The organism is Streptomyces sp. BK340 (genome assembly GCF_007827595.1).
Classification (GTDB): domain Bacteria; phylum Actinomycetota; class Actinomycetes; order Streptomycetales; family Streptomycetaceae; genus Streptomyces.
This window is the reverse complement of the sequence record NZ_VISR01000010.1, coordinates 55,319-69,114: the sequence shown is the minus strand read 5'-3', so window position 1 is coordinate 69,114 and position 13,796 is coordinate 55,319. Positions and strand designations below refer to the sequence as shown.

Here is a 13,796-nt window from a genome sequence, read left to right as displayed (position 1 = left end):
TCACTGCTGCTCCCAGGACCGGAAGGCCCGCAGGTGTTCGGGGGTGGTCACGACGTCCAGCCGCTCGTCGTCCGGGTCACCGCCGCCCAGCGCGGCGAGCAGCCGGCGGGCGGGGGCGTTGCGCGGGGTGCGCTCCGCGGTGAACCGGACCTTCGCGCAGCCCAGCTGTTCGGCCCGGTCGGCGAGCCGGCCGAGCAGCCGTTCCTCGACGCCCCGGCCGAGGGCGCGGCAGCTCATCAGCCAGGCGAGCACGTCGAGCTGGTCCCCGTCGGCGCGGACCGCGAGCAGCGCGATCTGGCCGTAGTCGCCGAACCGGTCCCGGGCGGCCGCCGTCCACACCTCCCCCCGTTCCCGCCACCGGGCGAGGTCGCCGCCGTCGGCGGACCGGGCCCGAAGGGTGAACTGGTTGGTACGGCGGACGAGTTGCTCGCCCCGCTCGACGTCGGCGTCGGCCAGCTCGCGGATGTCGACCTCGAGGTTCAGCTGGGCGAGGAATTCCTCGAACCCGGCGCCCTCACGGACGGCGTCCCGCTCACGCTCCTGGGCGTAGAACCGGGCCCGCAGGGCGTCCTCGGCGGTCGCCGCGACCGGGACCAGTGGCCACAACCGGTCCAGGAACGCGTCGAGTTGGTCGGCCGGCGGGCACGTCACGGACAGCACCTGCGGGTGCATCGCGCGCATCCTGGCGATCTCGGCCGGGTTGTCGTCCAGGAACAGGAAGCTGTCCAGGCCGAGGTTGAGGGTGCGGGCGGCCTCGGCGAGGCGGTCGGGCTTGGGGTTCCAGGCGGCGGAGACCACGCTGAAGTGCTCGGCCTTCAGCAGGCTGTCGGGGCGGTCCAGGACGGCCCGGACCGTCGCCTCGTCGTTGTTGCTGACCAGCGCCAGCAGCGCGCCCGCCGCCCGCCACCGCAGCAGCCTGCGGGCCAGCCGCGCGCGGGAGCCGGTGAGGTCCACCGCCTCGGGGCCGGACTCGCCCGCCACTCCGCCCCACAGGGTCTCGTCGCCGTCGACGGCGATCACCTTGGGCGCGGGGCGCCGCACGGCCCTGACCACCTCGGCCAGACGCAGCGCCACGGCTGCCTGGAAGGCCGGGGTGAAGGGCAGGTGGGCGAGACGCTCGGTGCGCTGGTCGAAGCGGTCCTCGACGGTGTGGTGCCGGGTCCACTCGTCGGGGCCGAGCACCGCGATGCCGGGCAGTTCGGCCAGGTCGGCGGCGATCCCGCGCTCCCAGTCGAGGAGGCGGTCATCGGTCCCGGCGGTCGGCAGGACACCGACGACCAGCGGCCTGCGGGTGCGTTCGGCGAGGGACTTCAGCGCGGCCGGGTAGGCGCCGCGCAGTTCGGCGAGGACCGTGTCGTCCACCGCTCCGAACCGCTCCAGGTCGGCGGCCCGCAGCAGGACGACGCCCAGCGTGGTGGCCGGGTCGGCGAGGACGCCCGAGGGGTCCTGGAGGGCGGCGAGCACCTGGTGGTACGGCGCCTCGGCGACCGTCGCCCTCTCCTCCTCCAGCGCCGCCTCGCACATCAGGGGCAGGTTGCCGAGGGCGAAGGTGGCGGCGAGGGCGAGACGCGGTCCCTCGACCGCCGTGCGCTGAACGGCCGTCGTGCTCTCGCGTACGGCCACGCTCGCGTCCTCGGCGGTCTCCGCGAGCAGCTCCAGGAACTCCTCGCCGAGTTCGGTCGCGGTGTCCGCGTCCAGGATGTCCAGGTTGTGGTCGAGGCGGACGGTGCCCGAGTCCGGGGTCATGGTGATCATCAGATCGAGGTCGGTGTGGCCGACGCCGGCCGGCAGCACTTCGAGGCTGGTCAACCGGCCGGAGAAGCGTACGTAGTTGAAGTACACCTCGACGAGCGGTGCGTTGGCGCGGTGCAGGCCCTGCCGGGCGAGCGTGGCGAGGACGTCGGAGAACATGGCGCCCTTCGTCAGGATCCGCTGGAGGCGCTCGTCGGTACGGACCAGCACGTCCGCGACCCGCTCCCCGGCCGCCGCCTGGGCGGGGAAGGGCACGGGGACGCCGAAGAATCCCACCGCGCCGTACGCGTCGGCGTGGATCCGGGTGTCCACGGGCACGGCGAGCGCGAACCGCTCCCGTTCCCGCTTCCTGGCCAGCAGCACGGTGAGGGTGCCGAGGCAGAACGCGGCGGGCGTGACGGCCAGAGCGCTCGCGGCGGCCGAGATCCGCTCCACGAGACCGTCCGGGACGGTCACGGTGACGCTGCCGGACCGGTAGGAGCGGGTCTCCGGGCGCGGCCGGGCCAGGGTCAGGTCGAGTCGTTCGCTGCCCTGGAAGGCCGCGCGCCAGTCGTCGCCGGGGCCGTCGCCGCCGCCTTGCTGGGCCTCGATCAGCAGGTCGATGTCCCGGTTGGTGACGGTGCCGTCCAGCGGGGTGCCGGAGAGTTCGGCGTCGATCTCGGCGGCCACGAGGAGCAGGGACTGCAGGTCGCTGACCGCGTGATGGGCGCCGAAGACGAGGATCTGGCCCTGCGGGCCGCCGTCGGCGAGTTCGAACCGCCACAGCGGCGGGACGGCCAGGTCGAACGGCGGCTCCAGGAGCAGCCGCAGCCGCTCGGCGGCGTCGGCCTCCGTGGCCTCGGTCCACCGCAGCAGCGGTGCGGGCGGCCGACGGTCCACCCGCAGCTGCCGGCCGCCCTCGTCGCCGGTCACGACGGCGGTGCGCAGGGCGGCGTGGCGGGCGGCGAGGCGGTCCAGGATGCCGCTGAGGGCTTCCTGGGTGGTCGGCGTCCTGAGCCGTACGGCCAGACCGACGCCGTGGGCCGCGTCGGGCATGTCCGGCTGGGCGCTGCGCAGGAGTCGTACGACATCCCTGGTGGCGGGCCGCAGTTCGGTCTCGGGCACGTCCCTCGCGGGCGAGCTGCCGGTTCCCTCGGCGGGGGCGGCCCGCTCGGCGGGGGCGGCGCGTTCGGGCAGGGCCGCGCCGAGGGTGCGGGCGAGGCCGCGGACGTCGGCGGCGGAGAACACGTCGGCGGCCGGGAGTTCGACGCCCAGCTCGCGGGCGAACGCGTTGCGCAGCCGGACCAGCATCAGCGAGTCCAGGCCCAGCTCCTTCAGTGCCGTGGTGGCGAACACGTCCACGGCACCGCCGGAGACCTCGCCGACCCGGGCTCGTACATAGGTTTCGAGCCACTCGGTGCGCTCCTGACCGGGGGCGGCCGCGAACACCTTGCCGACCAGGTCGTCGGTGTCCGCGCCGCCGGCCGGGGCGGACACCAGGTCGGCGAGCAGCGGGCGGCTGCGTACCGCGTCCGGGTCGAGGGCCAGCAGCTCCCAGTCGAGGGCGATCGGGGCGAGCTGGCGGCGGGCGGTGCTCAGCACCCGCTCGAAGAGCTCACCGCCGTCCTGCGGGGAGAAGGCGACCAGGCCGGAGCGGCTGGTCTCGGCGGCCCTGGTGCCGGACTCGGCGACCATGCCGACGCCCGCCCAGGCACCCCAGTCCAGGCTCAGCGCCCGTCGGCCGGCGCCGGAGAGGTGGTGTGCCCAGGCGTCCAGGAAGGCGTTCGCCGCCGAGTACGGGCTCTGTCCGGCCGAGCCCAGCAGACCGGCCGCCGAGGCGAACAGGACCAGGTTCCCGGCCTCCGGGACCAGTTCGGTGAGCAGGGCGGTGCCGAGCACCTTGGGCGCGAGGACGCGTCGGACGCGCTCCTCGGTGAGGTTCGCCAGCGTGGCGTCGTCCAGGACACCTGCGGCGTGGACCACGGTGGAGACCGGGCCCGCCTCGCTGCGCAGCGCGTCCAGGGCGGCGCTGAGTCCGGCACGGTCGGCGACGTCGGCGCGGGCGAGGTGCACGGTGACGCCCCGCTGTTCGAGGCCCTGTATCCAGGCGGTGGCAGCGGTGTCCGGCGTGCCGCGGCTCAGCAGGGCGAGCCGCCGGGCACCCCGGCGCACCAGCCGTTCGGCGACGACGCGGCCGAGACCGCCCAGACCACCGGTGATCAGATGCACGCCGTCCGGCAGTTCGGGGTGGCCGCCTTCGTCGGGGCGGGTACGGGCCAGGCGCGGGACGAGCCGGCCGGTGCCGCGGAGCGCGACGAGACGCTCGTCGTCGGCGTGCCACAGCTGGGTCCACAGCGCGTCCGCGCCGCCGTCCGCGGGCAGGTCGACCAGCGTGGTGGCGAGTTCCGGGTGCTCCTGGGCCACGGCGAGTCCGAAGCCCCAGGCGAGGGCCTGCTCCGGCCGGGTCACCTCCGTGCTGCCACCCGCTGCCTGGCTGCCGCGTACGACGACGAACAGGCGCGGGGTCCGGCCCTTGGACCGATCGCGCCCGGTGAGGGCCCGGACCAGGTGCAGGGTGGTCAGGCAGCAGAGCCGGGCGGCTTCCTCGGCGTCCCGGTCGCCGTTGACCGGCGGTGCGTCGAGCGCGGACAGCTGGACCACCCGCTCGGGCGGCGCGTCCGCGAAGGCCTCGTCCAGGAGCCGGGCCCACTGGGCCGGGTCGGCGGGGTCGAGGACGTAGCGGCCGGGGCCTTCGACGCCGTACGCGGTGCCCGGGCGGACGACGACGTGCGGAGCCAGGTCAGCGAGCCTGGAGGTGAGTTCGTCGGCGGCTCCGGTCTGGTCGGCGACGACGAGCCAGCTGCCCTCCGCGGGCGGCTCCTGCGCCTCGGGACGGGGTTGCCAGCGGGTCTCGAAGAGGGCGCCGTCCAGCGGGGAGAGCGCGGCGAGACGGAACTCGTCGGCTGCCAGGACGAGTTGGCCGTCCTCGTCCCACAGACGCAGGTCGAGGAGGGCGGTGTCGCCGTCGACAGCGCGCAGGTCGCAGCTCACCCAGGCGGGTGCGGTGCGCAGGCCGGTGAACCGTACGTGTCCGGCGCCGGCGGGCACGAACGCCCGGCCCTGCGGGGCGGCCGCGGGCAGCGCGGCCGTGTGGAAGGAGGCGTCGAGCGTGGCGGGGTGCAGGAGGTGACCGGCTGCGGGCCGGGCGGCCAGGCGGGCCACCGCTGTCGTGCCGCCGTCCCGGTGGCCCTCGGACAGGCCCCGGAAGGCGGGGCCGTAGTCGATGCCGAGGGCGGCGAGTCCGGCGTAGACGGCGGGCAGGTCGACGCGCTCGGTGCAGCGTTCGCGCAGCGCGGCGAGTTCCGCGCCCGCGTCCGCCGTGGGCTCCGCGGTGCGGGCGATCGGCTCCGTGGCGAGGGCGATGCGCCCGGTCACGTGCCGCTCCCACCGCGGCCGTCGCGCACCGGCGGCGGCCGAGGCGACGGAGAACTCCCGGTGGCCGTCCTCCGCGGGCCGCAGCACCAGTTGCACCCGTACGGGCCGGTCGGCGTCCAGTCGCAGCGGCTGGACGAACCGGACGTCGGACAGCCGCACCTCGTCGCTGTCGGCGAGCGTGTTCGCGGCCTCCAGCACCAGGTCCAGGAAGGCGGCGCCCGGCAGCCACACCTCGCCCGTGACCTGATGGTCGGTCAGGTAGGCGAAGCGGCTGTCGTTCAGGTCGATCTCGCTCTGGAAGAGGTCCCGGCCGGGTTCGTCGCTGGCCTGGACGTGGGTGCCGAGCAGCGGTGAGCCGCCGGTGGAGGTGGCCTGGACGGGGGCGAGCCAGTGGCGTTCGCGGGCGAAGGCGTAGGTGGGCAGGTCGGCGCGGCGGCCGTGCGGGAAGAGCGCCGTCCAGTCTGGCGTGTGTCCGGCCTCGTACAACTCCCCCAGCCTGCCGAGCAGTACGTCCTGCCCGTCGCGGCCGCGGCGCAGTGAGCCGATGCCCACCGCGTCGGTCCCGGCCTCGGCGGCGACGGCCTCGATCGCCGCGGTGAGCGAGGGGTGCGGGCTGAGTTCCACGAAGTAGCGGTACCCGTCGTCGAGCATCCGGCGCACGGTGTCGGCGAAACGGACCGGGTGGCGCAGGTTGTCGAACCAGTAGGCGGCGTCCAGGTCCTCCCCGGTGACGGGTTCGGCGAGCACGGACGAGTAGAGCGGGGTCGGTGTGCGGGTCCCCCGGATACCGGAGAAGCGTTCGAGGAGTTCCGCGCGCAGCGGTTCCATGAGCGGGGTGTGCGAGGCGAACGGCGTCGACAGGACGCGCGCGGAGACGCCCCGCTCCTCCAGCCGGTGACGCAGTGCGGAGAGCGCGTCCGCCTCGCCGGAGACGGCGGTGGCACCCGGACCGTTGACGGCTCCGACGAACAGCCGGCCGGCGTAGGGCTCCAGCAGCTCCTCGACGTCGGCGAGCGGCAGCTCCACGGCGAGCATGCCGCCCTGCCCGACGAGCGGGACGACCGCCGCGGCCCGCCCGGTGACGGCGGCCACGGCGTCGTCCAGGGTGAGGGCTCCCGCGCTGTACGCGGCGGCGATCTCGCCCAGGCTGTGGCCGACCACCGCGTCCGGGGTGACGCCGAGTTCCCGCCAGGCGGCGGCCAGCGCGGCGTTGACGGCGAACAGGACCGGCTGGAGGTACTCGGTGCGGTCGAGCGGGGAGAACTCCTCCGGTGCGCGCAGCACGTTCAGCACGGACCAGCCGGCCTGCCGCTCGACGGCGGCGTCGATGCGGGTCAGCTCCGTCCGGAAGGCCTCGGACTGGGACAGCAGCTCCAGGCCCATGCCGGTCCACTGGCCGCCGTGTCCGGCGAAGACGAAGGCGACCTTGCCGGTCTGGTCCTCGCGGGGCGCGGGCACGGGCTTGCGCCCGCTGCCCAACGCCTTGAGGGAGGGGAGGAGTTCGTCGCGGTCGCCCGCGACGACCGCGGCGCGCCACTCGAAGTGGCTGCGGTGCCGGGCCAGGGTGTGGGCGACGTCCGGGAGGGAGGTGTCGGGGGTGGCGTACCGGGCGAGCGTGGCCGCCTGCCCGCGCAGGCCGGCCTCACTGCGCCCCGAGAGCAGGAACAGCCGCTTTCCTTCGGGGAGTTCGGCTTCCTGCAGCGGCCGGGCGGGGGCTTCCTCCACGATGACGTGCGCGTTGGTGCCGCTGATGCCGAAGGCGCTGACCCCGGCCCGGCGTACCCGCTCCTCCGTCGCCGGCCAGGCGACCGGCTCCTGCAGCAGACTCAGGCCGCTGCCGTCCCACTCGACGTGCCGGCTCGGCGTGCCGGCGTGCAGGGTGCGGGGCAGGGTCTGGTGGCGCAGCGACTGCACGACCTTGATCAGCCCGGCGACGCCCGAAGCGGCCTGCGCGTGGCCGATGTTGGACTTCAGCGACCCCAGGTACAGCGGGCGGTCCTCGGGGCGGGAGCCCGCGAAGACCTCGGCCAGGGCGTTGGCCTCGATCGGGTCGCCGAGGGTGGTCCCGGTGCCGTGGGCCTCGATGTAGTCGAGGTCGGCGGGTGCCAGCCCGGACAGCTCGAGCGCGCGGCGGAGCACCTGTTCCTGGGCCGGGCCGTTGGGCGCGGACAGGCCCTGGCTGCGGCCGTCCTGGTTGACGGCCGTGCCGCGCAGCACGGCGAGCACCTCGTCGCCGTCCCGCTCGGCGTCGCTCAGCCGCTTGAGGACGAGCATGCCCGCGCCCTCGGCCCAGATCGCGCCGTCGGCGTCGTCGGAGAAGGACCGGCAGCGGCCGGTCGGGGACAGGCCGCGCAGGCGGCTGAACTCCACGAAGGTCTGCGGGGTCACCATGAGCGTCACCCCGCCGGCCAGGGCCAGGTCGCACTCCCCGGTGCGCAGGGCCTGGGCGGCCAGATGCGTCGCGACCAGGGAGGACGAGCAGGCCGTGTCCACGGTCAGCGCCGGGCCGTGCAGGCCGAGCGCGTAGGCCAGCCGGCCGGAGGCGACGCTGAGCGCCGAGCCGGTGCCGACGTAGCCGTCGAGCTGGTCGAGGCGGGAGCCCGCCAGGTAGTCGCTGCCGAACATGCCGACGTACACGCCGGTGGTGCTGCCCGCGAGCCGGGCGGGCACGATTCCGGCGCGCTCCAGTGCCTCCCAGGCCGTCTCCAGCAGCAGCCGCTGCTGGGGGTCCATGGCGGCGGCCTCCTTCGGGGTGATGCCGAAGAAGCCCGCGTCGAAGGACTCGATGTCGTCCAGGAAGCCGCCCTCGCGGGCGTAGGACTTGCCGAGCGCGTCCGGGTCGGGGTCGTAGAGCGCCTCCACGTCCCAGCGTCCGGCCGGGAACGGGCCGACCGCGTCCCGGCCTTCGGCGACCAGCCGCCACAGGCCGTCCGGGTCGCTCACCGAGCCGGGCAGCCGGCAGGCCATGGCCACGATGGCGATCGGTTCGTCGCCGGCGGGCGAGGTCGTCCGGGCCCGCTGGGCCTGGACCTGGCCCGACGCGCGCCCCAGCACGGTGGTGAGCAGGTACTCGGCGAGCCGGTCGGCGGTGGGGTGGTCGAACAGGAGGGTGGCGGGCAGGCGGGTGCCGAGGCGGGCCCCGATGCGGTTGCGCAGTTCGACTGCGGTGACGGAGTCCATGCCGAGGTCGCGCAGCGGCTGGTCGGGGCGCACGGATTCGGCGGAGCGCAGGCCGAGGGCCCGGGCGGCCTCGTCACGGACCAGGGCCAGGACGCGCTCGGCCCGCTCGGGCTCGGGCAGCCGGGTCAGGCGGTCGGCGAGGGCGTCTCCCCCGGTGCCGCGCGAGGCGGGCAGCAGCGAGCGCCACAGGGCGGTGCCGCCCGCGTCCGACTGGCGCAGCCGGGGCAGGTCGAGGGACCAGGCCACCAGGTGCGGGGCGGTGCGCCGCAGGGCCAGCGCGACGAGGTCGCGGCCCTGCTCCGGGGTGAGCGCCCGGTGGCCGAGCCGGGCCATGCGGTCCAGGTCGGCGTGGGCCGCGGCGAGACCCTCACCGGCCCAGGCGCCGAAGGAGATCGAGCTGCCGGGCAGGCCCAGGGACCGCCGGTGGTGGGCGAGTTGGTCGAGGAAGACGTTGGCGGCCGCGTAGTTGCCCTGTCCCGCGTTGCCCACGACACCGGCGGCCGAGGACACCAGCAGGAACAGGTCCAGCGGGGCGTCGGCGGTGAGCCGGTGCAGGTGGAGGGCTCCGTCGACCTTGGGTCGCAGTACCCGCGCCAGCCGCTCGGGCGTCAGCTCTGCGACGACCCCGTCGTCCAGGATCCCGGCGCAGTGCACGACACCGCGCAGGGGCGACTCCTGGCCTGCCCGGGCGAGTACGTCGGCGACTGCGGCCGGGTCGGTGACCTCGCAGGCGACGACCTCGGCCGCGGCGCCGAGCGCGGCCAGTTCGGCGACCGTCTCGGCCGCGCGGGGATCATCGGCGCCCCGGCGCGCCGTCAACAGGAGCCGGGGAACGCCGCGTTGGGCGAAGAGGCGGGCGATGTGCCGGCCGACGGCACCCAGACCGCCGGTGATCAGGACGGTCCCGTCCGTGGGGAGGTGTCCCGCCGAGCCCTGCTCGTGCCGGTCGGGGCGTGCGCGCACCAACCGGGGGGCGAGCAACGCCCTTTCGCGAAGGGCGAGTTCGGGTTCCCCGGCAAGGCCTGCGGCCGCCCTGAGCGCAGCCGCCGGATCGCCGTCGTCGAGGTCCAGCAACGTCAGCCCGAGGTCCGGGTGTTCGGCCCGGGCGCTGCGGACGAGACCCCACAGCACCGACTGGGTGTATCCGGCGACCGGGTCTCCGTCGGCGGCGGCGATCGCGCCGCGGGTCACCCAGACGGTCCGGGCGGGCGTCCTGTCCTCGGGGAGCGCGATGAGCCGCTGCAGCTCGGCGAGCGCGGTGGCCGCCAGCTCATGGGCACCGGACACCGCTTCGTCGGGGTGCGGCCAGAATCGTACGGCGACGTCGGCACCCGTCTCGCGCAGCGCTAGGCCCCGCAGAGCGGCCTGCGCCTTCGGGCCTGCCGGGTCGCCGGCCACGGTCCAGGTGAGGTCCGGCGCCGCGGCGGGCGGCTCCTCGGTGACGGCGGTCCAGGCCACCTCGTACAGGTGCCGGGCGTTCTCCGAGCCGGCGTCGAGGTCGGCCGGGTCGGCGGCGCGCAGACGCACTGACTCCAGGCGTCCGGCGGGCAGGCCGTCGGCGTCCCACAGCGTGACGTCCAGGGTGAGGTCCGAGTCGGCGTCGCCGGTGCGCCGCACCCGTGCGGTCAGGTCGCCCGTGCCGCCGTGCGGCAGGACACAGCGGCCCACGGCGACGGGGAGCAGGGCGCGTCCGTCGGCCGCCCCGAAGGCTGCGGTGACGTGCAGGGCGGCGTCCAGCAGAGCCGGGTGCACCGGGTACGGGTCGGCCCCGTCGCGGGCGGTGGCGGGCAGGGAGAGCCGGGCGAGGAGTTCTCCGTCGCCGGTCGTGACCGCCGAGCGTACGCCCTGGAAGGCGGGCCCGTAGCCGAGGCCGAGGCCGGCCAGACGGTCGTACGTCTGCGCGGTCCAGGCCTCTTCGGCGGTGTCGGGCCAGTGCGGCGGGCGGCCCGCGGTGAGCGGGGCGGACTCGGCCGCGGAGGCGGTGGCGTGCAGGGTCCAGCCGGGGGCGTCCTGGCCGCGCGGGCGGCTGTGCACGGTGACCTCGGGTACCGGACCGGCGGTGACGACCTCGACGGAGACCTCGACCGTGCCGGTGCCGGGCAGGACGAGGGGGCTGAGCAGGAGCAGGTCGGTGACGTCGGCCGCGTCGTCCGGGCGGGCCACGGCGAGGGCGGCACGGCACAGTTCCATCAGGGTGGTACCGGAGACCACGGTGCGGCCGAACACGGTGTGGTCGGGCAGCCAGTCGGCGGTGGCCGGGGACCACTCGTTGCGGAAGGTCCAGCGGGTCTCGTCGGCGGACTGGAGCTGGATGCCGAGGAGCGGGTGCGCGGCCCGGTCGAACAGGGCGGGGCCGCCGGCGGCGGTCTCCGGTTCGATCCAGTGGCGCTGCGCGTCCCAGGCGTAGGTGGGCAGGTCGGCGGTGTCGCCGTCGGGGACCAGGCGGCGCCAGTCGATCCGCCGTCCGTGGACGTGGAGTTCGGCGGCTGCCCGGTCCAGGCAGGCGGGGCCGTCCTCGTCGCGGCCCAGCGAACCGACCGCGGTCAGGTCGTGGCCGGTGTCCTCGCCGAGGGTGCGCAGCGCGGTGAGCAGGGCCGGGTGGGGGCTCAGTTCCACGAAGTGGCGGTAGCCGTCGGCGAGCATGCGCTCGACGGTGGGCGCGAAGCGGACGGTCTCGCGGAGGTTGGTGTACCAGTACCCGGCCTCCAGTTCCTCGGTGACCGGTTCGGCGGTGACCGTGGAGTACCAGGCGATGTCCGTCGGGTACGCGGTCACGCCGTCGAGTTCGTCGAGGATCCGCTCGCGGACCGGTTCGACCCGGTCGCTGTGGGAGGCGTAGTCGACGTCGAGACGGCGGACGAACACCTGGCGCGCTTCGAGGCGGGCGAGCAGCGCTTCCACCGCTTCGACGGCGCCCGCGACCACGGTCGCCCGGCCGCTGTTGACGGCGGCGACCGACACGGCCCCGTCGAGTTCGGCCCGGACCTCGTCGTGGGGCAGCGCGATCACGGCCATGGTGCCGGTTCCGGACAGGTCGGTCAGGGCCTGGCTGCGCAGGGCGACGACGGCGGCCGCGTCGTTGAGGCTGAGTGCGCCGGCGACGCAGGCCGCGGCGACCTCGCCCTGGCTGTGCCCGATCACGGCGTCCGGGCGGACGCCCCGGGCGCGCCACACGGCGGCCAGCGACACCATCACGGCGAACAGGGCGGGCTGGACGACGTCCACGCGGTCCGGGGACGGGGCGCCGGCGTCGCCGCGCAGCACGGCGGCCACGGACCACTCGGTGAACGGGCGCAGCGCCGCGTCGCAACGGTCGAGTTCGTCGGCGAACACGGGGTCCCGCTCCAGCAGGTCGCGGGCCATCCCGGCCCACTGGCTGCCCTGGCCGGGGAAGACGAAGGCCAGTTTGCCGGCGGGGGCTGTCCGCTCCGGTCCGATGGTGTGGTCGGGGTCGGGGCGTCCGTCGGCGAGGGCGCGCAGGGCGTCGACGAGCCGGGTGCGGTCGGTGGCCCGGACGACGGCCCGGTGGTCGAAGTGGGTGCGGTGGTGGGCGAGGGTCGCGGCGACCTCGCGGAGCGCCGGCTCCGGGCGTGTCTCCAGGGCGTCGAGCAGCCGGGCGGCCTGGCCGCGCAGGGCGGGGAGGCTGCGGGCGGAGAGCGGGAAGAGGGCGGGGGCGGCCTGCTGCGCGGGGGTGTCCGCGGTGGCGGGTTGCGGCGCTTCCTCCAGGACCACGTGGGCGTTGGTGCCGCTGATGCCGAAGGCGCTGACCCCGGCCCGGCGCACCCTGTCCGCGGTGCGCGGCCAGTCCCGTCCGGCGCTCTGTACGTGCAGTCCGCTGCCGGTCCAGTCGATCCGGTCGGTGCGGGGCTCGGCGTGCAGGGAGGCGGGCAGGTGCTCGTGACCGAGGGCGAGGACGGTCTTGATGACGCCGCCGATGCCCGCGGCCGCCTGGGTGTGGCCGATGTTGGACTTCAGGGAGCCGATGCCGAGGGGGCGGTCGGCCGGCCGGCCGGGTCCGAACACGTTGGCCAGGGCGCGGAGTTCGATGGGGTCGCCGAGCCGGGTGCCGGTGCCGTGGGCCTCGACGTGGTCGAGGTCGTGCGGGGTGAGCCCGGCGGCGTCCAGGGCGGCGCGCACCACTCGTTCCTGCGCCGGGCCGTTGGGGGCGCTGAGGCCCTGGCTGCGGCCGTCCTGGTTGATCGCCGAGCCCTTGACGACGGCCAGGATCCGGTCGCCGTCGCGGCGCGCGTCCGCGAGCCGCTTGAGCACGACGAGCCCGCAGCCCTCGGCCCACACGACGCCGTCCGCGTCGGCGGAGAACGGGCTGCACCGCCCGGACGGGGACAGTCCGCGCAGCCTGCTGAACTCGACGTGGCCGCGCGGCGTGACCAGCAGGGTGGCCCCACCGGCCAGGGCGAGATCGCACTCGCCGCTCGCCAGCGCGCGCGCCGCCAGGTGCAGGGCGACCAGCGAGGACGAGCAGGCGGTGTCGACGGTCACCGCCGGGCCCTGCAGGCCGAGGGTGTAGGCGATGCGTCCGGAGGCCACGCTGGCCGCCGATCCGGTGCCGACGTGTCCGTCGAGCTGGCTGAGCGGGGCGGTGGCGAGGTAGCCGCTGTCGTACAGGCCGAGATACACGCCGGTGGAGCTGCCGTTCAGGGACTCCGGGAGCATTCCGGCGCGTTCGATCGCCTCCCAGGTGGTCTGCAGGAGCAGCCGCTGCTGGGGGTCCATGGCGGCGGCCTCGCGCGGGGAGATGCCGAAGAAGGCCGCGTCGAAACGGTCGATCCCGCCGTCGAGGAAGCCGCCGCGCAGGGTGTAGGCCTTGCCGGCGGCTTCGGGGTCGGGGTCGTACAGGCCGTTGGTGTCCCAACGGCCCGCCGGGACCTCGGAGATGGCGTCCTCGCCCGAGGTCAGCAGCCGCCACAGCGCCTCGGGGTCCTCGGCGCCGCCGGGGAAGCGGCAGGCCATGGAGATGATCGCCACGTCGTCGCCGGGACCGGTCCGCTCCACGGCCGTGCTCGGAGGCGGCGTCTGCGCCCGCTGCGGTTCGAAGACGGCCTGCGCGACGGCTGCGATGGTGGGGTGGTTGAAGACGAGGGACGGCTCCAGGGTGCGGCCGGTCAGGGTGCCGAGTTCCGCGGCAAGGGTGACCAACTGGCGTGATCCCAGGCCGAACTCGGCGAGCGGCCGGTGCGGGTCGACGTCCGCCGGGTCGGTCCCGGCCGACTCGGCGACGGCCGATGCCAGCCAGGCCCGGACTCCCTCGGAGGTCGTCAGGGACGGCTCGGGGGTGTGCTTCGGGGACTCGTTCGCAGGCATCTGGGCAGGTGTCCTCGTGAACTCGGGCTCATGCTGGATTCCGTACCGGGCGACGGGTGTGCGGTACGGCGGAACGGGCGGCGTACGGCCGCGAGGGCCTCCCGCGCCGACGGGGGCGCGGGAGGCGG

General features: G+C 75.5%; 1 protein-coding gene. It reads right to left on the bottom strand.

Features of this window, described 5'->3' with window-relative positions; translation table 11 throughout:
• Entirely contained in the window at positions 1-13,668 is a 13,668-nt protein-coding gene (locus tag FB157_RS19490) for a type I polyketide synthase (protein ID WP_145881446.1), read from the bottom strand.
• Positions 13,669-13,796: the final 128 nt, after the last annotated feature.